The 26219-nt window shown below is 45.9% G+C and carries 27 protein-coding genes and 1 riboswitch; of the genes, 5 read left to right on the top strand and 22 right to left on the bottom strand.

Features of this window, described 5'->3' with window-relative positions; genetic code table 11:
- Positions 1-30 precede the first annotated feature (30 nt).
- The 4 genes from H7198_RS01100 to xseA are packed head-to-tail and all read right to left on the bottom strand — an operon-like array spanning position 31 to position 3220.
- A complete protein-coding gene (locus H7198_RS01100; protein WP_274457965.1) occupies positions 31-855 on the bottom strand; it encodes a TlyA family RNA methyltransferase in 825 nt (274 codons plus the stop codon).
- 2 nt (positions 856-857) lie between these two features.
- Positions 858-1733, bottom strand: a complete 876-nt coding sequence (locus H7198_RS01095) for a polyprenyl synthetase family protein (RefSeq protein ID WP_274457964.1) — start codon at positions 1731-1733, stop codon at positions 858-860.
- On the bottom strand, positions 1726-1953 hold the full coding sequence (locus H7198_RS01090) for an exodeoxyribonuclease VII small subunit (protein ID WP_274457963.1): 228 nt from the start codon (positions 1951-1953) through the stop codon (positions 1726-1728). The genes H7198_RS01095 and H7198_RS01090 overlap by 8 nt, the downstream gene beginning before the upstream one ends.
- Positions 1946-3220, bottom strand: a complete 1275-nt coding sequence (xseA, locus tag H7198_RS01085; RefSeq protein WP_274457962.1) for an exodeoxyribonuclease VII large subunit — start codon at positions 3218-3220, stop codon at positions 1946-1948. The genes H7198_RS01090 and xseA overlap by 8 nt, the downstream gene beginning before the upstream one ends.
- Positions 3221-3601: 381 nt before the next feature.
- Between xseA and H7198_RS01080 the strand changes: the two genes are divergently transcribed.
- Positions 3602-3856, top strand: a complete 255-nt coding sequence (locus H7198_RS01080; protein WP_274457961.1) for a hypothetical protein — start codon at positions 3602-3604, stop codon at positions 3854-3856.
- Between the two features lie 44 nt (positions 3857-3900).
- Here the strand turns inward: H7198_RS01080 and H7198_RS01075 are convergent, their stop codons facing one another.
- The 14 genes from H7198_RS01075 to efp all read right to left on the bottom strand — a co-directional run bounded on the left by H7198_RS01075 (position 3901) and on the right by efp (position 15031).
- Positions 3901-4425 (bottom strand): hypothetical protein, encoded by a 525-nt coding sequence (locus H7198_RS01075; RefSeq protein WP_274457960.1) that lies wholly within the window; start codon positions 4423-4425, stop codon positions 3901-3903.
- A gap of 100 nt (positions 4426-4525) precedes the next feature.
- Positions 4526-5869 (bottom strand): dihydrolipoyl dehydrogenase family protein, encoded by a 1344-nt coding sequence (locus H7198_RS01070; protein ID WP_274457958.1) that lies wholly within the window; start codon positions 5867-5869, stop codon positions 4526-4528.
- Positions 5870-6037: 168 nt separating this feature from the next.
- Positions 6038-6592: a hypothetical protein gene (locus tag H7198_RS01065; RefSeq protein WP_274457957.1), complete on the bottom strand. Its 555-nt coding sequence runs from the start codon at positions 6590-6592 to the stop codon at positions 6038-6040.
- Between the two features lie 317 nt (positions 6593-6909).
- Positions 6910-8286, bottom strand: a complete 1377-nt coding sequence (gene glmU / locus H7198_RS01060; protein ID WP_441316736.1) for a bifunctional UDP-N-acetylglucosamine diphosphorylase/glucosamine-1-phosphate N-acetyltransferase GlmU — start codon at positions 8284-8286, stop codon at positions 6910-6912.
- Positions 8286-9119: a pur operon repressor gene (gene purR, locus H7198_RS01055; protein WP_274457955.1), complete on the bottom strand. Its 834-nt coding sequence runs from the start codon at positions 9117-9119 to the stop codon at positions 8286-8288. The genes glmU and purR overlap by 1 nt, the downstream gene beginning before the upstream one ends.
- A gap of 130 nt (positions 9120-9249) precedes the next feature.
- A complete protein-coding gene (locus H7198_RS01050; protein WP_274457954.1) occupies positions 9250-10038 on the bottom strand; it encodes a metal ABC transporter permease in 789 nt (262 codons plus the stop codon).
- The gene (locus H7198_RS01045) at positions 10028-10729 is read right to left on the bottom strand and encodes a metal ABC transporter ATP-binding protein (protein ID WP_274457953.1); all 702 of its coding nucleotides are present in this window, start codon (positions 10727-10729) and stop codon (positions 10028-10030) included. The genes H7198_RS01050 and H7198_RS01045 overlap by 11 nt, the downstream gene beginning before the upstream one ends.
- A 59-nt stretch (positions 10730-10788) precedes the next feature.
- The gene (locus H7198_RS01040) at positions 10789-11019 is read right to left on the bottom strand and encodes a Veg family protein (protein ID WP_091501178.1); all 231 of its coding nucleotides are present in this window, start codon (positions 11017-11019) and stop codon (positions 10789-10791) included.
- Positions 11020-11115: 96 nt separating this feature from the next.
- Positions 11116-12000: a 16S rRNA (adenine(1518)-N(6)/adenine(1519)-N(6))-dimethyltransferase RsmA gene (rsmA, locus tag H7198_RS01035; protein ID WP_274457952.1), complete on the bottom strand. Its 885-nt coding sequence runs from the start codon at positions 11998-12000 to the stop codon at positions 11116-11118.
- Positions 11984-12583: a ribonuclease M5 gene (gene rnmV, locus H7198_RS01030; protein ID WP_274457951.1), complete on the bottom strand. Its 600-nt coding sequence runs from the start codon at positions 12581-12583 to the stop codon at positions 11984-11986. Before rnmV ends, rsmA begins: the two co-directional genes overlap by 17 nt.
- Complete coding sequence (locus tag H7198_RS01025) at positions 12576-13370, bottom strand: TatD family hydrolase (protein WP_274457949.1); 795 nt, start codon at positions 13368-13370, stop codon at positions 12576-12578. Before H7198_RS01025 ends, rnmV begins: the two co-directional genes overlap by 8 nt.
- Before the next feature lie 131 nt (positions 13371-13501).
- The gene (nusB, locus tag H7198_RS01020) at positions 13502-13915 is read right to left on the bottom strand and encodes a transcription antitermination factor NusB (RefSeq protein ID WP_091501170.1); all 414 of its coding nucleotides are present in this window, start codon (positions 13913-13915) and stop codon (positions 13502-13504) included.
- On the bottom strand, positions 13912-14379 hold the full coding sequence (locus H7198_RS01015; RefSeq protein WP_274457948.1) for an Asp23/Gls24 family envelope stress response protein: 468 nt from the start codon (positions 14377-14379) through the stop codon (positions 13912-13914). The genes nusB and H7198_RS01015 overlap by 4 nt, the downstream gene beginning before the upstream one ends.
- 91 nt (positions 14380-14470) lie before the next feature.
- Positions 14471-15031, bottom strand: a complete 561-nt coding sequence (gene efp, locus H7198_RS01010) for an elongation factor P (RefSeq protein WP_274457947.1) — start codon at positions 15029-15031, stop codon at positions 14471-14473.
- A 191-nt stretch (positions 15032-15222) separates the two neighbouring features.
- On the opposite strand from efp, the gene H7198_RS01005 reads away from it, so the two are divergent.
- The 3 genes from H7198_RS01005 to H7198_RS00995 are packed head-to-tail and all read left to right on the top strand — an operon-like array spanning position 15223 to position 18112.
- On the top strand, positions 15223-15438 hold the full coding sequence (locus H7198_RS01005) for an RNA polymerase epsilon subunit (RefSeq protein WP_274457946.1): 216 nt from the start codon (positions 15223-15225) through the stop codon (positions 15436-15438).
- Between the two features lie 4 nt (positions 15439-15442).
- Complete coding sequence (gene rnjA, locus H7198_RS01000) at positions 15443-17125, top strand: ribonuclease J1 (RefSeq protein ID WP_274457945.1); 1683 nt, start codon at positions 15443-15445, stop codon at positions 17123-17125.
- A gap of 57 nt (positions 17126-17182) precedes the next feature.
- Positions 17183-18112 (top strand): hypothetical protein, encoded by a 930-nt coding sequence (locus H7198_RS00995; protein ID WP_274457944.1) that lies wholly within the window; start codon positions 17183-17185, stop codon positions 18110-18112.
- A gap of 40 nt (positions 18113-18152) precedes the next feature.
- Here H7198_RS00995 and metK read toward each other — a convergent pair whose 3' ends face one another.
- A complete protein-coding gene (metK, locus tag H7198_RS00990; protein WP_274457943.1) occupies positions 18153-19313 on the bottom strand; it encodes a methionine adenosyltransferase in 1161 nt (386 codons plus the stop codon).
- A 78-nt stretch (positions 19314-19391) separates the two neighbouring features.
- Positions 19392-19476: riboswitch (SAM riboswitch) on the bottom strand.
- 67 nt (positions 19477-19543) lie between these two features.
- Here metK and H7198_RS00985 point away from each other — a divergent pair.
- The gene (locus tag H7198_RS00985; RefSeq protein ID WP_274457942.1) at positions 19544-20392 is read left to right on the top strand and encodes a hypothetical protein; all 849 of its coding nucleotides are present in this window, start codon (positions 19544-19546) and stop codon (positions 20390-20392) included.
- A gap of 134 nt (positions 20393-20526) precedes the next feature.
- Here the strand turns inward: H7198_RS00985 and H7198_RS00980 are convergent, their stop codons facing one another.
- The 3 genes from H7198_RS00980 to pcrA form a co-directional block, all read right to left on the bottom strand.
- Positions 20527-21666, bottom strand: coding sequence for a CamS family sex pheromone protein (locus H7198_RS00980; protein WP_274457940.1), 1140 nt, complete (start codon positions 21664-21666; stop codon positions 20527-20529).
- 34 nt (positions 21667-21700) lie between these two features.
- Positions 21701-23740 carry an NAD-dependent DNA ligase LigA gene (gene ligA, locus H7198_RS00975; RefSeq protein ID WP_274457937.1) on the bottom strand — a complete coding sequence of 680 codons (2040 nt, stop codon included), beginning with the start codon at positions 23738-23740 and terminating at the stop codon, positions 21701-21703.
- A gap of 81 nt (positions 23741-23821) precedes the next feature.
- Positions 23822-26074: a DNA helicase PcrA gene (gene pcrA, locus H7198_RS00970; RefSeq protein WP_274457935.1), complete on the bottom strand. Its 2253-nt coding sequence runs from the start codon at positions 26072-26074 to the stop codon at positions 23822-23824.
- Positions 26075-26219: the final 145 nt, after the last annotated feature.

Genomic DNA, 26219 nt, shown 5'->3' with positions numbered 1-26219 from the left:
TATGTACTCGCCTACAAAGAGGCGACTGAATTAACCTTCTTGGTCCAACTGACCGTGGGCATCGGCAATCACTTGAGCGATATTCACGTTATCAGCGATAACTGGTTCATCCGAACGTTCCAACCAGGCCAAGAACTCGATGTTTCCCTGACCACCCTTAATTGGTGAGTAGGTCAAGCCCTTCACTGAAAAGCCGGATTCAACCATCATTGGCAAAGTCTTCTCGAGCACCAAACGATGAACAGCAGGGTCCTTGATAATCCCATGCTTTCCAACTAGCTCACGACCGGCTTCAAACTGAGGCTTAATCAAGGCAGCAACTTCACCGCCCTTAGCCAAGATATCCTTCAAAGTTGGCAAAATCAATCCCAGTGAAATGAAGGAAACGTCAATGGTGGCACGGGTTGGCTGCCCCTCCATGAAGTCAGCCAACTTAGCGTAACGGAAGTTGGTATTTTCCATTACCGTCACCCGTTCGTCAATCCGGAGCTTCCAAGCCAGCTGATTAGTTCCAACATCCAAAGCATAAACGTGCTTAGCCCCGTTCTGCAAGGAAACGTCGGTAAAACCACCGGTTGAAGAACCAATATCCAAGACGATTTGGTCCGTCATGTCCATTCCAAAAGTCTCAATGGCTTTGACCAACTTGTAGCCACCACGAGACACGAAGGGCAGTGGTTGTCCCTTAAAATGTAATTCCGTTGTCACTGGAATTTTCTGTCCAGCCTTATCCAAGCGCTCCTCGTTCTCACCGAGAATTTGGCCAGCCATCACGGCTCGCTTGGCCTGTTCACGGGAGGTAAAGAGCCCCTGCTGAACAAGTAAGATATCGACACGTTCTTTTGCAACTGCCATTCTTATGCTCCAATTAAATCAATCAAATTTGTTAATAGACCGGCATCAAAGGCTGGTTCCAATTCTGCTAAATCAGACAAAGCCTGTTTAGCTTCTGCTCTCAAATCAGCAATCATCTGCTTCGACTTTTCCAAACCATAGAGATGAACGAGGGAAACCACGCCCTCTTCGGCATCCTGCTCGTAATCATCGAAGTCATCTTGAATCTGGAAGAAAAGACCCAGTTTCTGACCGTACTTTTCCAGCAAGGTCATGGCCGCCTCGTTCAAATCCAAGTAATGGCCACCAATCAAGGCCGCAGCCGTCAAGAGGTCCGCCGTCTTCTTCTGGTAAACCTGGTTCAATACGGCTTCCTGTGCCACAGCGTCGTGGGCAACGTTGTGGTTCTCCATGTCAAGCACTTGACCATAAACCATGCCAAAGGCCCCTGAACGGGCTGACAAAGTCGCGACCATCCGCATCTTTTGCTCCGCTGAAATACTTTCGACAGCAGACAGAATTTGGTAGGCCTGGGCCTGCAAGGCATCCCCCACTAAAACGGCTAAGGCTGGTCCGTACAAGGCGTGTACCGAGAGCTTACCACGACGGTAAGCATCGTTATCCATTTCTGGCAAATCGTCGTGAACGAGCGAATAGGCATGCACCCATTCGATGGCTGAAGCAGCCTTCACCGCTTGCCCATCAATTGGCTTTCCAAAGGAATCAATCACCGCCAAAACCAAAAGCGGACGCAAGCGCTTTCCCTTCGTTAGCAAGGCGTACTGCAAAGCCTGTTCGTAAGAATCGGACACTTCCGAACCATGTTGCTGACTCTCAGTCACCAAGGCGTCTTCCACCTGGGATTTATAAGTTTGAATGAAATCCTTGAAACTAGTCATTGTTTGTCAATTCCAAATCAGTCATGGAGCCGTCGTCCTGCATAACCTTTGCCAAAGTCTTCTCAGCCTCAGCCAAAGTCTTTTGCAAGTCCTTTGCCAAAACAACCCCTGTCTTAAAATCAGCCAAGGCCGTTTCCAATGGACGGTCACCCTGTTCCAAAGCCGTCACGATTTGGTCCAACTGCTTCAACTTATCTTCAAATGATGCTTCGTTAGTCATGTTTCTCTCCTAAAATCTCAGCTTCCAACTGGCCGTCTGCAAAAGTCAGTCCGACCTTCTCGCCCGCCTTCAAATCACTCTTTGATTTCACTACCTGACCCTCAGGTCCCTTCACAATGGTGTAACCCGCTGACAAAATCTTCAACGGTGAAACCAAATCCAACTTAGCAGCCGCTAGTGCTACCCGTTCCTGGTAAGGACGTAGCATCTGGGTCTGCTGGGCAGCCAAGCGTTCAGCCAAAGCCTTTTCCTGGTACTTGGCCCGTTCTGTCTTCCGTGAAAAAGCTTGGTACAAACGTTTCTCCAAGGAATCTACTTCCTGCTGGTAGGCTGCGTACAAGCGGTCCGGTTGCTTCATGATTGGCCGGTCAATCACGTACTTTAAGTCCTGCTCTTTTTTAGCCAGCAACTTCTGCCCAGCCAAAGTCAAACGAGAGGACAATTCCAATACTCGATCCACCAGGTTCTGCTTTGAAATTGGTGTTGCCAATTCGGCGGCAGCCGTTGGTGTCGCCGCACGTTGGTCAGCCACCAAATCAACTAGTGTGTTGTCCGTTTCGTGTCCAACAGAGGAGATGATTGGCGTTTTCAAGGCTGCGACTTTACGAACCAGAGCCTCGTCGTTAAAGGCCCAGAGGTCTTCAATCGAACCACCACCACGACCGATAATCGCCGTGTCAAAGCCGAGTTCATCAACCTTATCCAACTGCTTCAAGAGTGATGGTACCGCACCATCCCCCTGTACAACGGCTGGCAGCAAAACTACCTGTGCCTGTGGCAGGCGGCGCTCAACCGTCTTGGCCACATCTTCGACAACCGCTCCAGTTGGGGAGGTAATCACGGCAATCTTACGAGGCAGTGGTGGAATTGGTCGCTTAGGGGCTGAGAAAAGGCCTTCCTTTTCCAACTTATCCTTCAACTGCTGTAGGGCTAAGAAAAGGTCACCAACACCGGCTGGCGTCATCTGCTCCAAAATAATTGAGTAGGAACCAGATGGCTCATAGATTTGTACTCGACCAACGGCCTGGACCTTCATCCCCTCTTCCGGCTCAAACTTTAATCGTGAAGCATAGGAGAACATGGCGGCCCGAATCACGGCTTTAGCCTCCGGGTCCTTGATGGAAAAGTAAAGATGGCGGGAACGACGGTTACCCAGGTTCGAAATTTCTCCCGTTAGGTAAACTTTACCCAAGTGTGGGTCTCGATCAAACTTCGCGGATAAATATTTCGTTAGTGCAGCAACGCTGACATACTGTGATTCTTCCACCGAAAGCCCCTTTCCATAACTTGTTTTAGCTTTCTTTATTATATCAGAAAGTCTTTTAGCTGTAGCTTTAGACAGTAAAAAAGAGCTAACCGAAGTTAGCTCTTAGTTTGGCATGCCGAATTCGCTTCGACGGGCGGTTTGATTCAGTCACGAACCAAACAAGTCAGCGTCACCCTAGCTTGCGCTAGTAGTCATGGTGAGAAATGGAAGTTCCACAACAACCATTACACCTGCACCAAATCCGTGGCTTGGAATTTAATCCTAGCAGGCCGCGTGGGCGTCTTAAAAGACGCGCTCGACTCATCGCATACTTTTATTATGCCAGCTAAAGGGCAAAAAGGCAAGCTAGATTATTCTTCCCCCAACCCCTATAATCAAGCTATGCTAATCATTACAAAAATTCAGACAAAAGAACTCAAGTCGATGGGACGTGCCGATACCCGTGAATACGAGGACCTGGCCATTCCCGCCATGGACTTTTCCTCCAAAAAAGAATTAGTCCAAGAAGTGATTGACGCTTACGACCTTGGCGAACTCACCACCCTTTCACATGTTTCGTCACCGAACGTTTTGAAAGCGACTGTGGAAAAGGACAACGTTGCCTACCACTTATCCGCCAAAATTCATGAAGAATAAGAAAACCTCCCGGTTATTCAACCGGGAGGCTTTTTTACTACGCATTATTTTTTCTTAGTTGAAACTTTCTTGTCCGCAGCCTTCTCTTCTTCAGCTGCTTCCTTTTCTTCTTCCACCGCTTTTTCCTGATTCTCGCGAATGGTATCGAGCAGTTCGGCAAAGCGGCTAGCCGCCTTGGCCAAAACAGAATCTGGGTCATCCAAGAAAGCTGACAATGAAGATAACTTTTCAATCTTCAAAGCAGACTTGCTAACGTGGGCGTTGTCCACAATCAGGTAAACGTTTAATTCGTAAGCCTGATCAACAAAGACTAACTTCTTTTCTTGATTCTTATAGCGCAATGGCAAGTTAATGACGTTAGCTTCCATCGACAAAGTAGTACCACCCTGTTCAATTCCGCCATCGATATCAAGTGCCGCACGGGCTGGTTCTTCATTCTTGGCTAGCTCTTTGAAGGCTTCAAAGAGTGCGTCCAAATCAACCGCTTGTCCAGCTGGATTTTCAACAACTTTATCTTGATATGACTGATTGTCGACCAAATCGACAATGGCATCGCCTGCTAATTCCATCAGAATCTCCTTTTACTTAACAAAAAAAGTATAGCATAGCCAAAGACGCTACAAAAGTCAAAATCCACCGCTCCGATAAAAAGCGGTGGATTTATTTCACTTAAACTAATGGCAAGCGGCGCTGCAAGGTATAAGCAATGGAAGGAAAGACGTAAACGAAGTCGTTTAACTGTTCCTTCGTCAGTCCCATCTGCACGTAAGGAACAATCGTATTAATTGTTTCTTCGGCATCCATGGCCATCTCAGCCGCTCCAACGAGTTTCTGGTTCCCTTTATCGAAAATCAAGGCCAACTGAGCACCCTGTTCATTCTTAATTTGGCGGTACCAGTCCCCATCGTATGAGGCTTCCACTACTTCATACTGTTCTGGATTAGCCTTGGCCTTATCCAAGGAAACACCCACTTGGGCAATTCGTGGCGAAGTAAAGACAATCTCTGAAATTGCAGGGTAAACGATTGGACCATCGTTTGTTCCCATGAACTTAGCTGCCAAATAGCGTGATTCGAATGCAGCAGTTGGTGTCAACTTGGCAATGGTCTTATCAATGGCATCCCCTGAGGCATAAATGTTTGGCACGTTGGTCTGCAAATTGTCGTTCACAACAATCCCACGGTTGGTTGCTTCCACTCCGACTGCTTCCAAATTCAATTGATCGTGGTTTGGTACACGACCCGTTGCATCCAAGACGTAATCAGTGCTTAACTGGAAGGCTTTAGGACCGTACAAAGTCAACGAACCATCCGCATCCTTTTCAGCACGCTCAATGCTCATATCAGGGATAAAGCGTACGCCGGCCATCTTCAAATCCTCTTGAACCTCAGCAACGTATTCGGCTGGGAATTGCTTTAAGATCCGGTTGCCACGGGTAATCACATCGACTTTGGCACCGACTGCAGCGGCAATGGTGGCGAATTCAATGGCGACAAAACCACCACCCAAAATCGTTACATGCTTTGGCATGTGTGGCAATGACAAGAAATCCGTTGAATCCGCAAAGTTCTCAGCACCAGGAATCGTCAAACGGTGTGGGCGCATTCCCGTTGCAATCACAATTTTATCGGCAGTATAGGTCTTTTCACCCACCTTTACCGTATGTGCATCGACGAATTCTGCATGACCGTTAATAGTTGTGATACCGACGTTATCTAGACGTTCCTTCCCGTGTTGGTCTTGCGGAACAATTAATTCATGCTTATGGGCCATCAGGTCTTCCCAGTTTACCTTGGGTACACCATCCAAGCCACGGCCTTGTAAAGCTTTAATTTGATCAATCAAAACCAGTGGCTTGTCTAAAATAATCTTGGCGTTGCAGCCCTTGTTGGAACAAACACCACCATACTGCGATTCTTCAATCACGCCGACCTTAACACCGGACTTGGCCAATGGTACCGCACCGTTCCAAGTTGCCTGTCCTGAGCCAATATATAATACTGAAAAGTCCATAAGCACTCCTTTTAAAAAAATAAAATAATCTGTCTAACAAAACTACGCTTACATTTTAGCATATAAAAGTCGTTTGTGTAAATTGGTATACTTTCTATTTTACGAAGCCAAAGTAATCACATCTCTTTTAAAGCAACAAAAAAAGAACCGCTGTCACGGTTCTTTCTATTAATAGTAACGTGAGAAACGTTCACGATCGCGATCTGCCATACCTTGAACATTGTTTCGAATATCTTGCAAAGCAGATAATTGACGTGCCTGAACTGCATTTTGCACACGTTGATTCTCCAAAATTTGTGCTGTAGAACGGCGTTGTTCATCAAGCATTTGTTGAGAGAGCCCTTCCATCTTTGCACGGTGCCAATTATCACGAACAACACGGATTCCTTCTTTAATTGAATCGGCTTCATTCTCATAAATAGACTTAAATAAATCAGCTACCGCACCCTCATTACGGAATTCAGATGGCAACAACTGTTCAACATCCGATACAACTGGTAGTTGATTCATACGGTTAACAGCATCGTTTTTAGCATCATTCAATTGAATCAAACGTTCATTAATGGCTTGCGATTCCTGACGAACCTGATTAGATTGTGCATTCCTTTTGTTTCGATAATGAATAATCGCCCAACCGATACCAACTATAACAGCAATTGCTACGACAGTTGATGGTAAAAATGGTGCAAATATACTTGCAACCATCCAAATACCAATGTACATAAAAATTTGCTTCTTAGTTACTTTTCGATTTTCTTTTGGGGCTGCTAAACGGCGTTATTCATTTAACAACCCATTTTTTTGTGAATTAATATTAGCGTAGGTGCGATTTAAACTATTCACCTCTGAATAATACTTATACAAATACACTAAATCACTTATCTCTACTCTTTTTCGACTCATTCCGTCGATAGTATCTTGGCTTGCCATGTTTCTCAATCTCTCCTATTAAAATTTAAATTCAGTATACACCTAACTGTAATATTTGTTAAATTTGTAAACAAAAAGAAAAAAGAACCGCTCTCGCAGTTCTTTTCGTTTTACTTCTTATGTGGCATCCGCTTCCAGAAATCAGCCTTGTTGCTTTGACGTGAACGAGCGATTCCCATTTCATGTTTCGCGATGTCATCGGTAATGGTTGATCCAGCAGCTGTAATCGCTTCGTCTGCAATCGTCACTGGCGCAATGATTTTGGTGTTGGAACCAATGAAGGCTCGGTCGCCGACTTTGCTATCAAACTTATGAACACCGTCATAGTTAACGAAGATGGTACCTGCACCGACGTTGACGTCTTCGCCAAGGGTGGCGTTTCCAACGTATGACAAGTGACCAACCTTTGAACGCAATCCAACCGTTGCCTTCTTGACTTCAACGAAGTTACCCAAGTGGGCTTCGTCTTCAATGACAGCCAAAGGACGAAGGTGGGCGTAAGGGCCAATGGTGGTCTTGTTCTTAACAGTGGCTTCTTCCATGTGGGAAGAAGTAATCACGTTCCCGTCCCCAATCGTTGAATCTTCGATACGAGTACCGTTGGTCAACACATTATCGCGACCAATCACCGTCTTTCCAGTAATCGTCACGTTACCTTCAATCACCGTATCCTGACCAATTTGAACATCAGCTTCAATGTAGGTTTGGGCGGGTGCTAGTAGTTCAACACCGTTTCGCATGTGCTTTTCGTTAATACGAGCGCGCATAATTTCGTTGGCCTTCGCTAAGGCCACGCGGTCGTTAACACCGAGGGATTCTGAGAAGTCCATCGTTTCGTAAGCAGCAATTTGATGGCCTGACTCACGGAGAATATCCAATGTATCTGGCAAGTAGTACTCACCCTGGGCGTTGTCGTTACCGACTTTACCAAGTGCTTCAAAGAGCAATTGGTTATCGAAAACGTAAACACCCGTGTTGATTTCTTGGATGCGACGTTCCGTGATTGAAGCGTCCTTTTCTTCAACAATCTTCAAAACCAAACCGTCATCGTCACGAACGATACGGCCGTAACCCGTTGGGTCATCGGCATGGGCAGTCAAAACAGTCACTGCTGCCTTCGTCCGGTCGTGTTCTTCCAACAGGGCTTCCAGCGTCTTTGTCGTAAAGAGTGGCGTGTCTCCTGAAAGAATCAAAGTAGACCCTTTGGCATCACCCAATGCTGCCTTCGTTTGCAAGACTGCGTGACCAGTTCCAAGCTGCTTTTCTTGAATAACAAAGTCAGAACGGTTACCGATGTGAGCTTGAACCTTTTCGTTACCAACACCAGTAACGGTTAAAATCTTTTCGGGTGCCAATGGTGAAACGGCTGAAATAACCCAGTCAACCATCGCCTTCCCTGCCACTTGATGCAAAACCTTTGGCAAGTTTGACTTCATTCGCGAACCGTTACCGGCCGCTAAAATGACAACGTTTGTTCCCTTCATGATTAGTCCTTCTTTTGATAAATACGTGACAAATAGTTTCCAGCTGTAACCTTAATTTGGCCAGTGGTATCAGGGGTTGTCTCAACGTGCAAAAGTGAGGTGAAGTCTTCAATCAAACGAACGTTTGAACGACCTTCAGCAAAGACTGCCGTTCCAACAACTGTTCCGCCGAATTCACGAACTAGTGTCTGCATTCCTTGAATGGTTCCACCAGCCTTCATGAAGTCATCAACAATCAACACACGTGAACCTGAGCGCAATGAACGCTTTGACAAAGCCATCTTTTCAACACGCTTTGATGAGCCCGTCAAATAGTTAACAGAAATCATTGATCCTTCCGTCACCTTGGCATCGTCACGAACGATAACGAAAGGCACGTTTAATTCAGATGCGACAGCCTGTGCCAAAGGAATTCCCTTGGTAGCAGCCGTCATCACAGCATCGATTTCTTCACCAACGTATTCCGTTGAGAGTAGTCGACCCGTTTGACGCAAAACGTCTGGTTGTCCTAACAAATCAGACAGGTACACATAGCCACCTGGTAACACACGGTCTTCATTTGAAACTTCAGCAATCACTTCATCAACAAAAGCCGTTGCTTCCTCTTCGCCCATCAATGGTGTGTAAAAAACACCACCAGCTGCGCCAGGATAAGTCTTCAAATCACCAGTTCCACGTGTTTTAAAAACGCGACGAACAATGGCCAAATCTTCAGAAATTGATGACTTAGCGGTTTCGTAACGTTCAGCAAAGAAATTCAATGAAACGAGCTTGCGTGGGTGCTCGAGTAAATAATGGGTCATATCGACCAAACGATCTGCACGACGTGTCTTCATAATTAATAGTGTCGGACTCTTTAGTCCGCCCCCTTTTATAAACAAAATATCCAAATAATTATAGCATAAAAAAAGCCGATAAAGGCGAACATTCGTCTTTATCGGATAACAATTTGATTTCTTTTTTGACTTAATTAACCTTAGCCAAAGCCAGTGATAGCAAGTATATAGCGACTTCGATTAAAGCAATAAAGACTGACGTTGGCAAATTCGTCATATAGGCCAGTGCCAATCCCAACCAGGTTCCAAACAGAGCAAAGAAAATGCTCAAAGCAATCAAGCCAGGAATCGTTTTCTGATAGGTACGGGCTGAAGCGGCTGGCAAAGTCACAAGCACAAAAATCAGCAAAGAACCAACCAACTGCGATGAAATGGCAACAGATAAGGCCATTACAAGTAAGAAGACGATTCGCAGTAAGCCCTTCTTCTTATTTGATAGAAGCAAACCAGCTTCATCAAAAGCCAAAAGTGAAAGTGGGCGGAAAAGCAGGAAGAAAAGCACCAAAATAAAGGCTGCCATTCCAAGGAGCAATTGAATGTCACCAACCGAAATTCCTAATACTGACCCAAAGAGAATCCCTGTGGCCGATGAAGACGAGGAATGTCCCAAGGCAAGGAATAGAATTCCGAGGCCAATGGCCAGAGCGGAAATGGCTGAGGTCACGTTGTCGGACTTGACTTTGGCGTTTTCCAAAGAGCCGATGGCAATGGCGGATAAGGCTGTCAAAGCAACCATTCCAAGGAGTGGTGCAAAACCTAGCCAGAAGCCCATGGCAGCACCAGCAAAAGCAATTTCAGATAACGAGTGGGTCAAAAAGTTATAAGAACGAGCCACAACAAAGGTCCCAACCAAAGCTGAGATAATTGAGATGACTGTTCCAGCCAGATAGGCGTTAACCATATAAGTTTCAGAGAACATGTTTTACCTCCTCCGAATGCTTTGAAGAAGCCCCGTCCGGTAATTCAGCAGCCGGTCCCATGGTAATTGTTTGGTCGTGTAACCAGAGGTAGGAATCAGCCGACTCCTTTACCCAGGAAGTATCGTGGGAAATCCAAAGTACGCCAATCTTCCAGTCCCGCTGTGCCTGACGAATCTGATTAACCAATTCCGCCGTGTGCATACTATCTAAAGCAGAACTCGGCTCATCTAGAATCAACAAATCTGGCTTTTTGGCAAGCGCTTGAGCAATGTAAGCCCGTTGCTTCTGCCCCCCAGATGCCTGAGCCAAAGGCATATCAGCCAGCTCACTAAGGTCGAGGCGAGCGAGGGCATCTGACACGCGTTCCTTTTCTTCGTGACTTAACCAAGGCAAGCCCGCGTCCCGAATCCCCAAGCCAACAAATGCTTTAATTGATAAGGGATAGTCATCTCCCAAATCTCGAAACTGAGGTACATAGGCCAATTTATTCGTGTGGACCTGAATGGTATCTGAACTCTCCCCAGTCAAAGCGGATTGGATCAACGCTCTAATAAGAGTCGTCTTCCCTGCTCCGTTTTCACCAAGAACAACGGTCAGTTGATCACCAGCTAGAGCAAAGGAAACGTCCTTTAAGATCATCTTTTTTCCAAAAGAAACGGTATAATGGTTCACTTGAATCTGTTCTGTCATCATCATTTCCTCGGTATCAAAAAAGACCCACAAGCGGGTCATTTTAATTTGAAATTACCTTAATCAGCAAAATCAATATCTACGTTTTTAGTTAATACGTCAGTATAACTATAAGAGGCACGTTCAAACTGTGCTTCTTCGTCTAATTCCACAACAAATAGGGAAGGGAAAGTTGAACGAAGAATACCTGAACGTCTTGTATATTTCTTGCGGCCAGCTTGAGAAACAACTGTCACTTCTTCTCCGATGTGCGCATCGAGGCGCGACTTAATCTCTTCTAAGGTTGACATAGGAACCGCCTTTCTCATTTAACAATAATGATTATAACCTAATGTTAATAATTTATCAAGTGAAGGGGCAATTTATGTAGAATCATTCAATTTTACTTAAAAAACTGATTCAACTTTTAGAGCATTGTAGAGATCAGTGAACTCCGCTAACGTCAAGCGTTCAGCACGAATCCCAGGTTCAATTCCGGCCTTTTCCAGGGCTGAAGTCAGCTTGACTTTTGTCTTCTCTTCCTTGCCAAAACGTTGAAGCAAGTTATTCCAAAGTGACTTACGACGGTGGGCAAAACAGGCCTTCACAAGTGAGAAAAGTTGCTTTGGTTCTTCCACTGGGTGTTCGGCTGGCTTTGGTGACAATGAAACAACCGCTGAGTCGACATTTGGCGCGGGATTAAAGGCTGCTGCAGGTACTTTTAAAGCCACCGAAACAGAAGCATAGTAGTCCAGCATAACGGTCAGAACGCCGTATTCCTTGGTCCCTGGCTTAGCGGAAAGTCGGTCAGCCACTTCCTTTTGCATCATCACCACTAACTTTTGCCAGTTAATACCCGCCTGCAGCAAAGCCAGCAGGATTGGCGTTGTAATGTAATAAGGTAAGTTCGCCACGACTTTGACTGGCGCATTTTCGCCAAAAGCATCGGACAAGACCGTCTTTAAATCCGCTTCCAAAACATCTTGTTCAAGGACTTGAACATTATCGTATGGTGACAAGGTTTCCGCCAAAATCTTCACCATGTCTGGATCAATTTCAAAGGCCAAGACCTGCTTAGCTGCACGGGCCAAGTACTCGGTCAAGCCACCGATACCAGGTCCAATCTCAACAACGTTATCTTCCTTTGTTAATTCCGCTGCATCAACAATGCCAGACAGGATGTTGCCATCCGTCAAAAAATTCTGGCCAAACTTTTTCTTAGCACGAAGACCGTACTGGTTCAAAATCGCCTGCGTACGTGCAGGTGATGCAATATCAATCGTTTTGGCCATCCTGGCCTCCTTCTAATGCTTCAATTAAATCTTTCTTTTGGTAGCCAAGGGCCTGTAAGCGGGCTAAAAACTGCTTTCCATTTCCATAGCCAATCGACAGTAGGTCACCCAAAATCCGACGTTTTTCACGGGATTCTGGTGCTCCCATTAATCCACAGGCCATCATAATGGAACGGTCAATGTCAGATGCCGTCCGCTCCCCCTTGGTCTTTTTATCGGCCTCTAACAAGACCCTTCGCAAAACAGTAACAGGAGCATGTTCGATTCCCAAGGACTTGTGCGGGTTATCCTTCTCGGCCCGTCCCTCATCTCTAGAAATACTTGCCAAAGTCACCCCCGGCACCGCCGTTAAAATCAGCTGACGCAAACGGTTCCCGTTGAAGTCCGGATCGGTTAAAACAATCACACCCCGCCGTTCTTGAGCTAGACGAATTCGTTCAACCACTTCGTCCCCCAAAGCAGAGCCTCCGGTTTCAATGGTGTCGCATTCAACTGCAAGGGCCAGACGCTGAGTATCCGACCAGCCTTCAACAACGACCACAGCATCAATTACCGGCCGCTTTTCACCAACACTTTCAGTCATGGTTCAAAAAGGCCCGGTGTGCGTTTTCAACCGTCTTGGATGCCAATTCATCACGGTCCATATCCAAAGTTTCCGCCAATGAATCCACCACGTACTTCGTCCAGCCTGGTTCGTTTGTTTTACCACGGTATGGCGTTGGTGCTAAATAAGGTGCATCCGTTTCTACCAAAATTTGATTCAATGGTACAACTTTGGCGCCCTCACGCACATCGTTTGCCTTCTTAAAGGTCACAACACCCGAGAAGGAAACGTAGTAACCCAAATCAGCCCAGGCCTTGGCCTGTTCAGCAGTTCCGGAGAAGGAATGAATCACCGCCTTCTTCACGCCCTGCTCCTTCAACACACGGTAAACATCGTTGAAAGCATCACGGTTGTGGATAATTACAGGCAAATCGTACTTTTTTGCAAGGGCGATGTGGGCAAGAAAAGACTTCATTTGTACATCACGGTCCGTATCCCAGTGGTAGTCTAAGCCTGTTTCACCAACACCGACAACGGATGGGTCCTTCAACTGCTCTTCTAACTCAGCAGCAGCCGCTTCATCGAAGTCCGGCGTATCTTCTGGCTGATAGCCAAGAACGGCATAGACCCCATCGTTTTCATGGGCAATTTCCAAAGCGCGGGCATTTCCGACTTTGTTATAACCAACCACGTTCATTTCCAAAACTTGGAATTCGTGTGCGCGGCCAAGGTAGGCAGGCACGTCAAAATAAAGCGCGTCATCGTTTAAGTGAGTGTGCGCGTCGTAAGTTGGTGCAGGTTGTTCGTTTGGGTGATAAATTGCCATGAAATCCTCCTAAGTATCTCCCCTTATTTTAGCACAGGATAGGCGTTCACACCTCTCTCCCACGTGATTCGTTTATCAAATAAAAGCCAAATAAAAAAGTCGGCCCAAGAGCCGACAATTCCACTTAAAATTTATTGAACATTTTCAGGTGCATAATTCTTCAACACACCGTTAACGAACTGCGCGTCTTCCTTCGTTGCAAATTCCTTTGCCAACTCAACCGCTTCGTCTACAACAACCTTATAAGGAGTTGGTTCTGGCAAAGTCAGTTCGTAAGCCGCAATACGCAAGATAACTAAATCAATACGTGAAATACGGTCTAACTTCCAACCAGTTGCCAAGTGCTTTGACAAGTTTTCATCCAATTCCTTAGATGTTGCCAAAACACCGTTCACTAGTTGAGGAAGAAATGCTTGGTAGGCGTCGTTACGCAATACCAAGTCGTAGTTCAAGTCCATTTGATTGTCATCAGGAACTTCCTTAACGGCTGCAAATAGAATTTGCAAGGCAGCGCGGCGCTCCTCATGTCGTGACATCTGGGTCATTTTGCTGACTCCTTCTTCGCACTTTCATCAAAAAGGTGTTCTGGATCAATCGTCTGGTGGTCTTCATCTGGTACCAATCCAGCAACAGTTACGTTAACCGAGTCAACCGTCAAACCAGCTAAGTTCGTAAGGTCAGACTTCACAGCCTGTTGAACGGCGAAGGCAACCTTAGGAATAACAGCACCGTATTCAAGAATCACTGAAAGGTCGAACGAGATTGTTCCCCGCTCGTCCTTCTTCATCATGACACCCGGAACAGCTGGCTGAAGACCCGCAACCTTAGTCAAGTACTTTGGCAAGTGCTCGTAAACCTTGGCTTGCATGGCAACAACCCCATCAACGCCTTGTGCAGCTGCCTGAGCAACTGCCTCAAGAGCAGTCTTAGAAACGAGCATCTGCCCGTCAGCCATTTGCTCTTTTGTCAGTAAAAAGTTCTTGTTTGTTAAATCAGTTGACTTTGCCATGAGCTTCCTCCTTGATTGACCAAGATTAACCGTCTTGACGGTCTAACATAACACAAAAGACTGCTTTACCAGAGCAAAGCAGTCGACATAATTAAGCGCGACCCTTGTATGAACCGTCTTCAGTGTTAACGATGATTGTTTCACCTTCGTTAACAAAGTCAGGAACTGTGATCGTTGCGCCTGTTTCAACAACGGCTGGCTTACCAGAACCAGTTGCAGTTGCGCCCTTGATACCTGGTTGTGTTTCAACAACCTTCAATTGAACTGATGAAGGCAATTCAGCCCCCAAGACTTCTGAACCGAACATCGTGATCTTCACTTCCATACCTTCAAGCATGTACTTCAAGGCTTCCTTCAAGTGATCATCAGGAATGTTGATTTGTTCAAATGTTTCAGTATCCATGAATACTCGTCCACCGTTTTCAGCGTACAAGTAAGACATTGGACGTGTCGAAATATCTGCTTGTTCGAACTTATCACCAGGACGGAACGTTACTTCGTTAACCGCACCAGTACGCAAGTTCTTCAACTTTGAGCGAACAAAAGCCGCTCCCTTACCAGGCTTCACGTGTTGGAATTCAATCACGCGCCAGATTGAGTTTGAGTACTCAATTGTCAAACCTGTCTTCAAATCATTCATGCCAATTGCCATGAGCATATCCCTCGTTTATTCGTAATTGGTGTTATTATAACAAAAAAAACAACATTTCGCACGTTTACAGAACGATTTTGTCTAGAATTTTACTCTAATAAAAGTCGCCACTTCCTTCTATCTATGGTAAAATGACAAATAAGGTTTTCGATTCGTGACAAAAAAGAATTAAATATTTTGGAGGAACCACAATGGTTTACAAAGTTTATTACCAAGAAAGTATGGACCGCAACCCAAAGCGTGAACTAACACAATCTTTCTATCTAGAGGCTGACAATCAGGCCGACGCCTACGCAATGGCTCAAAAGAACACTGATTACAACATTGAAACAGTTGAAGAACTCTCTGACGCAGCACTGGTGTACGAACAGGCTGACCCAGAATTCAAATTGACAAAGTTCAACTAACTTCATGGATAAAATTGATATTAAGCCCAACGAAGTTGCGGTCTACGCTCTCGGGGGTCTTGGCGAAATTGGGAAGAATACCTACGGAATCGAATACCAAGATGAAATTGTCATCGTCGATGCCGGAATTAAGTTCCCTGAAGATTCCCTCTTAGGAATCGATTACGTCATTCCTGACTACTCGTACTTAGTCGAAAACATTGACCGGGTCAAAGGCCTTGTCATTACCCACGGACACGAAGACCACATTGGAGCGATTGCCTACTTCTTGCAGGCTGTTAACGTCCCAGTTTACGCAGGACCACTAGCCATGGCCTTGATTAAAAACAAACTGGAAGAAAAGCAAATGTTAAACCGCGTGGAACTCCACGAAATTACGGATGGCTCCGTAATCAATTTTGGTAAGACATCCGCCGAATTCTTCCGTACCACCCACTCCATTCCCGATGTCTTTGGTATCGCCATCAAGACACCTGTTGGAACAATCGTTGAAACGGGTGACTTCAAGTTTGATTTGACACCAACTACCAAACAAAAGCCAAACCTCTGGTCAATGGCTCGCATTGGTCACGAAGGTGTTCTCCTCTTGATGTCTGATTCAACGAACGCGGAACGTCCTGAATGGACCAAGTCCGAAGCCTGGGTTCAAAAGACGGTCGACAAGCTCTTCAATCAGTTGCAGCACGGTCGAATCATCTTTGCCACTTTCGCTTCGAACATGAACCGTATCAAAATGGCAACGGATGCTGCCATCCGTCATGGTCGTAAAATTGCCGTCTTCGGACGTTCAATGGAATCTGCCATGTCAAACGGTCGCGCCCTTGGTTATTTGGATATTCCTGATGATGCCCTTGTCGAACAGTCACAAATTAAGAACATCCCCGATGATGAACTCTTAATCATGTCAACTGGATCACAGGGTGAATCAATGGCTGCCTTGGCTCGTATCGCCAACGGTACCCACAAGCAAGTTCGCTTGAAGCCAAAGGATAACGTCATCTTCTCTTCTTCTCCAATTCCTGGTAACACAGCCTCTGTTAACGCTGTGATTAACAAGTTGGAAGAAGCAGGTGCAAACGTTATTCATGGAAAGTTAAACAACATTCACACTTCTGGTCACGGTGGCCAAGAAGAACAGAAATTGATGATTTCCTTGATGAAGCCAAAGTACTTTATGCCTGTCCACGGTGAGTTCCGTATGCTAAAAGTCCATGCCGGACTCGCTGAAGAACTCGACGTACCAGCAGAAAACACTTTCATCCAAGAAAACGGTGATGTTTTGGCAATGGACGGTGTGAACCCACCCCGCCTTGCTGGACACTTCCCAGCCGAAGATACCTATATCGACGGTTCCGGAATTGGTGACATCGGATCTGTTGTCTTGCACGACCGACTCAAGCTATCTCAAGATGGTTTGGTTATCGTAACGGCAACGATTGACCTTAAGAAGAAAGAAATTCTTTCTGGTCCTGATATCTTGTCCCGAGGCTTCGTTTACATGCGTGAGTCTGGTGATTTGATTAACGACGGTCGTCACGTCATCTTCAATACGATTCGTAAGGCAATGTCTCAAAAGAACGCCTCTGAATCTGATATTCGACAGGAAATCATCGATGACCTCTCAAAGTATCTTCATAAAGAAACTGCCCGAAAGCCAATGATTCTACCTATGTTGATCATGGTTTAAGGCCGAAGGCATGCGAATAGCATGCCTTTTTTATACCAATTATTTAGGAGGGCTATTATGCCCACGCAAGCACATATCTTTGTCGGCGCTTCTCTTATTCGTCATAAAAATAAGCAGGGATTACTCGACCAATTACAGGGAGAATTAACACAAGCCAATCTAATGGCTTCTTACCGTGTTGAAAAACAGCACCACTCCCTTTATGCACAGGCCAAAATTGTGGCTCGTTCCCGCGCCTTCCAAAACATTGACCTACCAATCATCGTCATCGGAAATGAAGCAACGGCTAACGAAGTCCTTTCTGGTTTCCTAGCCATTAATCCGGACCGTAAGCTTCCCCTTCTCTTAGTCTCCTGGCCAGAAAAGGGGCTTCAAGTTCACGAGATTTTAGCTGAGATTAACGCTTCTTTGAACCAGAACACGATTATCAAGCGGCCAATTGCCAAAATTGATGGCGATGTTCCAACGAAGGGAACCCGCTACTTCTTCGACTATCTACAGATTGGTTCTGACTTTTCTGCACTACTTCCAACCTTTAATCAAAAAGTCATTTGGAAGCAGGCCGGTCAACAGTTTCTGAACTTCTGGAGTAACTTCTCCCGCAACCAAGGCAAGATTTTCTTTGCTTGGACACTGCGGCACGGGACTTCTTACCAACACAACCCAAAGACACTTGGTCTTCAGGTCCTATTAAACAAGGACAATGAAAAAGAGCCCTTCACGGTTCGTGTCGTTAACCAGGTTGCCTGGCCCAAGATTCTGCTAACCTATTTGCAAGGAAAGAAGGGACGGCAAAACCCTTCCCGCCGTGGTTTCATTTCCTTCCCATTGGGTAACGATGCTGCTTTCCACATTCGCGATTTGGAAAGTATCAAACTAGATGGCAACGTACTTGAAAACGGTGCCTACTCCTTTACCCTTTCAATGGCTGGCACCTACCCAGTAATTCAAGCAGCAAATCTTTCAAAAGATAAAAAGAAAAAGTAATCAAAAAAGCCAGCATGATGAACATGCTGGCTTTTTTATTTTATTGAATGGCAGCCTTAATTTCATCTACCTTATCCAAACGCTCCCATGGTAAGTCCAGGTCCGGACGTCCAAAGTGACCATAAGCAGCCGTTTGCTTATAGATTGGCTTTTGCAAATCGAGTGAACGAATGATTGAAAGTGGGCGGAAATCAAAGAGGTCCTTCACGACTTGTTCAATCTTATCTTCTGAAACCTTAGCCGTTCCGAAGGTTTCAATGTTTAGTGAAACGGGTTCAGCCACACCGATAGCATAGGCTACCTGCAGTTCGGCCTTATCAGCCAAACCAGCAGCAACCAAGTTCTTAGCCACGTAACGGGCGTAGTAAGCACCGGAGCGATCCACCTTAGTGGAATCCTTACCAGAGAATGCTCCTCCACCGTGATGGGCAGCACCACCATATGTATCAACGATAATCTTACGGCCTGTCAAACCAGAGTCGGCCTGTGGGCCACCAAGAACAAAGCGACCAGATGGGTTAATGTAGTACTTCGTTTCTTCATCAACGAGGTCAGCAGGCAAGACCTGATCAATAACCAACGTCTTCATGTCTTCACGCAACTGTTCAAGGGATACGTCAGCATCATGCTGCGTTGACAACACAACGGCCGCAATACGTTCCACCTGACCGTCATCGGATAGTGCCAAAGTCACTTCCCCCTTCGCGTCTGGGCGGAGGTAAGCAACCTGTCCTTCTTCACGGACGGCTCGAATCTTACGCATCAACTGGTGGGACAAATCCAGGGCCAATGGTAGATAGTCAGCCGTTTCGTTTGTGGCATAACCAAAGACCATTCCTTGGTCCCCTGCTCCCAGTTGGTCAGGGTCATCATCGGCGTTATCAACGGCCTGGGCAATGTCTGCAGACTGTTCAACAATTTTGTTTGAAACGTTAATAGAATCGGCTGAGAACCCAAGTTCTGGCTTATCATAACCAATGGCGCGAACCGTCTCAACGGCAATTTGACGAATGTTAACATAGGCCGTCGTTGAGAGCTCTCCAAAGATGGAGACATCACCAGTAGAAGTCGTTACTTCAATGGCCGCACGGGCCTTAGGGTCCTGTTCCAAGACCGCATCCAAGATAGCATCGGCAATTTGGTCTGCGACTTTATCAGGATGGCCATTGGCCACCGATTCAGCTGTAAAATACTTTGTCATTTCCTATTCCTCCTTACTATCAGAAACCATAAGAGCAAAAGAAAAGCGCCCAAAGCAAGCCTTTGGACGCAATGACTTTGCCTATCTTACAGAATTACCACCGTGCACATGCCGGTTGGTGCAGGATCATCGTGCTGTATCACTTCCCTGCTCTTGATAGCTGTTGTAATGTATATTTGTTATTCTACATGATAAAATGAGAAAGTACAAGAAAACACTCGAGGAATAACATGAACGAAGAGCCACAAAAGGATAATCAAAGCAGCAAAACTGCTGAAACCACATTACCAACAGCTGCTCAAAATTTCTTTTCCCGTAGTCGACGACGTGAGGAAAAAGAACAAGAAGCTGACAAACAAGTAAAACCTTACGCAAAACTTCCAGCAGTTCAAGCTTACACAATGCCAATCATCACATTGGCCTTAACCGCCATCTGGTGGATTAAGCCCATGCTAAACGGAACTTTAACAGATAAATTAACTTTCGAACAGGTCTGGCCTTTGCTGGCCTACTCGATTTTCTGTGCCGCAGCGATTGCTCTAGAAGTCGTCGAACGCTTTGAAAAGAAGGATTGGCGTATCTACGCCTTTCTTACTGCTTCGCTTGTTGTGCTCTTTTCTTCCTCACTGCGGAATCGTTTTGAAATTCTAGTGCTACTGCTATTACTCATTTTAGTTTTAGCCATTCTTCCATTCCCAATGGTTCAATTACAAAACGGGTTGGGATTAGTCGCACTAGCTTCCCTAATTACTTTCTCCGTTCCAGTCTGCGTTGCCTTCCTGGCTAACAACTATGTCGATCAGACCTTCTTAAACAGCTCCTGGACGTTTTTTTACGCCACTCTCTTCTATCTTACCGCTCTCTTCTTACCCAAGTCTCAGGGGCGCCTTCTTGGCCTTCTAACAGGCGGCCTATACATCGGTCGGTTACTTATCTTCCATTCTTTCGGTCCAGCGACCATCTTGGCCTTAATTCTAGTAATCGGCGTTTATACCCTTTCCTTTATCCGACCATTAACCTACCGTTATCAACCAGCTGCAGCGATGCTGGCCCTCTTACTTTCAGTACTAGCTTTATAAAATAATGAATTTGTAACTTTCCATTAAATCGTTAACCTCGTGTTAATGATTTTTTATTTTATTCATTAGTTAAAAATAACTAAAAAAGACAGCCCAATCGTAATCGATTGAACTGCCTTTTATTAACTTACTATTTACATAATCGTCGTTGTATAAGACTTATCATCCGACTTACGAACGAGGATTGCCTGCGTTTCGTTAGCCGTCTTAATCGTGATTTGAACAGGCGCTGATGAAGGTAAGAACTTAACGGCAGCTGAAGCCACATAGTTTGCGAAGGCTTCAATTTCTGTCTGTGAGAAGAACTGCGTTGTAACAGTGACCTTCATTGACTGTAACTTTGAGTTGGTAAACTTACCAACAGCTGTCGCCCCAGCAATGTTTGGGAAGAAGCTTGAAATATCATTCTTAAAGTTAGTAAAGCCAGTGTTTTCATCAGATCCAACGGATGATGAATCAGAAGATTCCTTAGGGAATACAACGGTTTTATCATCAATATCTGTCCATGACGAAATGTTTGTTCCAGACTTTGAAGTTGTTTCTGAATAGAAATTACCAGAACCAAGTGAGTCTTCAGAGGCATTCGCATACATGGCAATCACAATCGGAATGTTCTTGGCAACACCATTTTGAGCACGGATCTGCTTAATCAGCTTTGGTGCAATCTTCTTACCATAAGCAATTCGATCTTCTTCTGAAATGCTCTGGTAGTAGTTGGCCCCATATTGTTCCTTTTGGTAGGTATCCTGCGTGTTCATTGCCACACCGACAACCATTCCCGCCAACTTCAAGTTTGAACCGTCCTTGGTCATGAAGTCTTGTTCAGTCAAACTCTGAACGTAAATTGGATTACGTGAAGAATCCGTCTTTCCGTTATCCTTAGGGTTTAAAGCAGTAGTATTCGAATCAGTTTGACGGGCCAAGAGACCGCTAACTGTGTCTGATGACAAATACTGTCCCTCTTGGAAGATATAACGTCCCGTCTTGAAATGGCTCTTTGCCAAAGTCAACAAGCCGGACTCAAAGTCCTTCGTATCAACTGCATTTCCCTGGGAAGTAGCCGTCAAACCACGAGCGGCAGAAGTGAGGTAATGCCCATCTTTAATAACCGTCTGGTACTGTCCCGCACCGTTTTGGGTCAACTGCACACCCTTTGTTTTCGAAGTTGAAGGGCCCTGTGATGATAGATTAACAACGAAAAAGAAGATTCCTAAGACGATGACAAGAACCAATCCAATAATAATCCAGGTTCTCATTTTGATGCGTTTTAACATAAATATTCCTCTTTATGAAAGATAATAATCAAATTTAATTACTTTCATTACCTTGAGCGGTTAAGAACTCCTGCTCATTCCAAACGGTAATACCAAGTTCTTCCGCCTTTTTCAGCTTTGAACCAGCATCCGTTCCGGCAATTACTAGGTCCGTTTTCTTAGAGACGGACCCTGTGACTGAAGCACCATGTCCTTCAAGCCAAGCAGCAATCTCGCTGCGCGAACTTACTTCTAGTTTACCAGTCAAAACAATCTTTTTACCATAGAAAAATGAATTTTCATCAATTGGTCCCTGATCGGAATGGTAAGCCATGTTCACACCAGCCTGGGCTAATTCAGCCAAAAGAGCCTGGGCTTCTGGTTCTTTGAAGTATTTAACCAATGAATCAGCAATCGCCTGGCCGACACCATCAATGGCGACAATGTCTTCTTCTGACGCTGAAGCAACCTTTCCCAGGTCACCAAGACTTTGCAAAATTGTTTTGGCAGCCTTTGCGCCCACTAGTCGAACACCTAGTCCAAAGAGCAAACGGTCGGCGGAATTATCCTTAGAAGCAGCAATTGCGGCCAAAAGATTATCTGCTGACTTTTCCTTAAACTTATCCAAGGTGAGCAGTTCTTCACGATTCAATGAGTAGATAGAGGCGACATCCTTAACCAGCTTCTTGTCTAATAACTGAGAAACAATTTGGGGTCCCAAACCGTCGATGTTCATCGCGTTTCGTGACGCAAAGTGGGTCAATCCCTCTTGAATTTGAGCAGGGCAAGCTGGGTTCATGCAGCGCAAGACCACTTCCCCTTCGACGTGAACCAATTCGGCTCCACAGGCTGGACAAGTCGTTGGAATTTCATAAGGCTTAGAATCCGCTGGACGCTTTGACAAAATGACCTGACCAATTTCAGGAATGATATCCCCGGCTTTGTGCAAAGTCACGGTGTCACCCACGCGAACCCCCTTCATTTCTAAGTAATCAGGATTATGCAAGGAAGCACGCTGCACTGTTGTTCCGGCTAGTTGGACAGCATCCATAGCCGCCGTTGGTGTCACCGCCCCCGTTCGGCCGACTGTCCATTCAATGTCACGGACAACGGTTTCCGCTTCTTCAGGTGGGAACTTATAGGCAATGGCCCAGCGAGGAACCTTGACCGTGTTACCAAGGTCGATTTCATCGTCGAAATTATTGACTTTGACAACCACACCATCAATGCCATATGGAAGTCCCTCACGCTTGGCAGTGTACTCTTCCAAGTATGGTTCAACTTCAGACATCTGATTGATAACCCGGTTATCCGGATTGGTTGGCAAGCCTAACTCACGGAAACGGTCGAGCAAGCCAGCCTGAGTGGTTACACCCAACTGATCTGGCTCAGCCGTGTAATAGATAAAGGCGGACAAGTTTCGCTTTTTTGTTTCGCGGGCATCCAGCTGACGCAATGATCCAGCCGCCGCGTTACGAGGGTTGGCGAAAGGCTCCTGCCCTTCTGCTTCCCGTTCCTCGTTCAACTTAGCAAAGGACGCCTTTGGCATATAAATCTCACCGCGGACTTCGACTGTCACGTCTTCTGGCAAAGTCTTGGGTACATCCTTGATTGTCATGACGTTAGCTGTCACGTCTTCCCCAACCAATCCGTTTCCACGGGTTGATGCCTGAACTAGCTTTCCCTGTTCATACTTCAGGTTAATGGCCAGGCCATCAATCTTTAATTCTAGATTGTACTTTGGCTGGAAGCCCAAAGCTTTCTTAGTCCGGTCTTCCCATTCTTGTAATTCTTCTAGGGAGAAAACATCCCCCAATGACAACATTGGGACTGGGTGTTGCACCTTTGGCAAGCCAGACTTAGTCTGGGCACCCCCAACGTTTTGGGTTGGTGAATCTTGTTTAATAAACTGTGGAAAGGCCTGTTCCAAAGCTTGCAAACGGGCGTACTGTTCGTCGTAGACGTGGTCTTCAACTAATGGGGCATCCTTTTCATAATAGGCAATTCCATAATCAGTCAAGCGGTCCTGCAGGGTCTGAATTTCCTTCTTCGCCTGTTCCGTTGTGAGGTCTTTAATGTTAATTGGCTCTGGCATGAAAACTTCCTTTCCATCTTTTTATTGCTATGTACAAGTCTGTTCTAAAAACAAGAACAGAACTTTTAAGTTTTTTATTAATTAATTTGCCTTGGTAATTGGCGCAAAGGCAGCCAAAAGTTGTTTGATGCCATCTTCTGGGAAGGCAACCTTCAACTCCTGGTCCTCAGCCGAACCGGTCACCGAAACAACCGTTCCGATTCCCCACTTCTTGTGCTGGACCTTATCACCGGCCTGCCATGACACACCTTCCGCACCAGTCGTCTTACTTTCAGACTTCTGAACAGCAGAGGCTTGAACTGGACGACCCTGGTAAGTTGTGGCAGTGGCACGAAGGAACTTCGATGATAAGCCAGGCTGAGTGGCTGATGAACCGGCTGGATAGGCCTTTTCAATCAAATCATCCGAAATTTCATCAATAAAGCGGGAAGGCTGGTTGGACTGCGTCTTTCCGTAGAGCATACGGGAGAAAGCGTTGGTCAAATATAACTTCTTCTCGGCACGTGTAATTCCAACGTAGGCCAAGCGGCGCTCTTCTTCGAGTAAATCTTCGTCCTGAGCAGCTCGTCCTAGTGGGAACAATCCTTCTTCCAAGCCAATCAAGAAGACGACTGGGAATTCCAATCCCTTGGCGGCGTGCAACGTCATTAGCGTTACTGCCCCTGAATCTTCTTCAACGTTATCCAAATCGGCCATCAAAGCCGTTGAACCTAAGAAGTCCGTCAAAGGATCAACCGCATCCTCAGCATCCTTATCGTACTTCGCCTCAAATTCCTTGGTAACTGAAATAAATTCGTCCAAGTTTTCCAAACGGGACTGTGATTCAGGGTCAGACTTTTGCTGGAGCTCCTTACGATAGCCCGACTGGTCCAGAATCAAATCAGTCAATTCCGACACTTCCAAGAACTCGGCCTGCTGGCGGAAGTTGTTAATCATTTCCGCAAAGGCCAGCAACTTGGTTGCAGCCGCTGGACGAATGTCCGGTGCCATTTCGATTTGATCGATGGCGGCTAACATTGGCAGGTTAATTGAATCAGCAAAAGTGAAGAGTCGGTCCAAAGTTGTTTGACCAATGGAACGCTTTGGCACGTTGATAATCCGTTCCAGAGCAGCGTTATCAGCTGGATTGGCTACCAAAGAGAGGTAGGCCATGATATCCAAAATTTCCTTACGGTCGTAGAATTTGTGTCCACCAACAATTGTGTAAGGAATGTTGGCCTTCACCAGCGCTTCTTCCATCGCACGTGATTGCGCGTTGGTTCGGTAGAGAATGGCAAAGTCCGACAGGGACTTCTTCTCTTCCCGCTGGGACTTTTGAATCTTACCCAAGACATAGTAAGCCTCGTCCTGGGCTGATTGGGCACGGTAATAGGTCAGCTTTTCACCCTTACCATTTTCCGTCCACAACTTCTTTGGCACACGCTCGTTGTTATTGTTAATCACATCATTGGCGGCATCCAAGATATTTTGTGTTGAACGGTAGTTCTGTTCCAAGAAAACAGACTTAGCGTCAGGCCAATCCTTCTCAAAGTTCAGGATGTTTTGCATGTTAGCACCACGCCAGCCATAGATTGACTGGTCGGCATCCCCAACAACGGCTAGGTTGCGTGATCCCTGCGCCAGCATGTTGACAATCTTATACTGGGCGTCGTTGGTATCCTGGTACTCATCGACGTGCAGATAACGGAATTGTTCTTGGTAGCGCTGCAAGACCTCTGGCGCCTTCTCGAAGAGTTCAATCGTCTTCATAATCAAATCGTCAAAGTCGACCGACTGTGTTTGGGCTAAAGCCTTCTGATAGGCACGGTAGACCTCAGCCACCCGTTCCTCATAGTAGTTACCAGCCTGCTGGGCGTAATCCTTTGCCGTCAGCAATTCATTCTTAGCGTTTGAAATCGTTCCCAAAATTGTCCGTGGATCGTACTGGTTAGAATCCAAGTTCAACTCGTTAACTACTCGCTTGACCAGGGTCTTTTGAGCAGATGAGTCCAAAATGGTAAAGTTCTTACCCAAGCCAATCTGTTCCCCATCGCGACGGAGAATTCGCACGGCTAGGGCGTGGAAGGTTGATACCCAAACGGATTGTGCCACTTCTGGATCAACTAGTTTTCCAATACGCTCACGCATCTCACGAGCGGCCTTGTTCGTAAAGGTAATGGCTAAAATCCGCCATGGCCGAACATCTAAATCTTCAATCAGGTGTGCCACACGGTGTGTTAGCACACGGGTTTTACCTGAACCGGCGCCGGCCATAATCAACAGTGGTCCTTCAGTCGTTCGAACCGCCTCGGCCTGCTTCTCGTTCATCCCCTTGGTTAATTCTTCAACAGTCATTTTGCCATCCTAAAGTCTTAATATCGCTCCTTCCATTTTAGCATAGAAAGACGCTTTCTCTTACCCTATCTCCCGGGGAAAAAGGAACAATGTACAGGACTTTTCCCACAAAAAAAGTCCGCTAAAGCGGACAAATTCACTATCC

The sequence above is a fragment of the Fructobacillus sp. CRL 2054 genome (genome assembly GCF_028764065.1).
Taxonomy (GTDB): Bacteria; Bacillota; Bacilli; order Lactobacillales; family Lactobacillaceae; genus Fructobacillus.
Note: the sequence above shows the minus strand (reverse complement) of the source record. Positions and strands in the feature narration are given on the sequence as shown.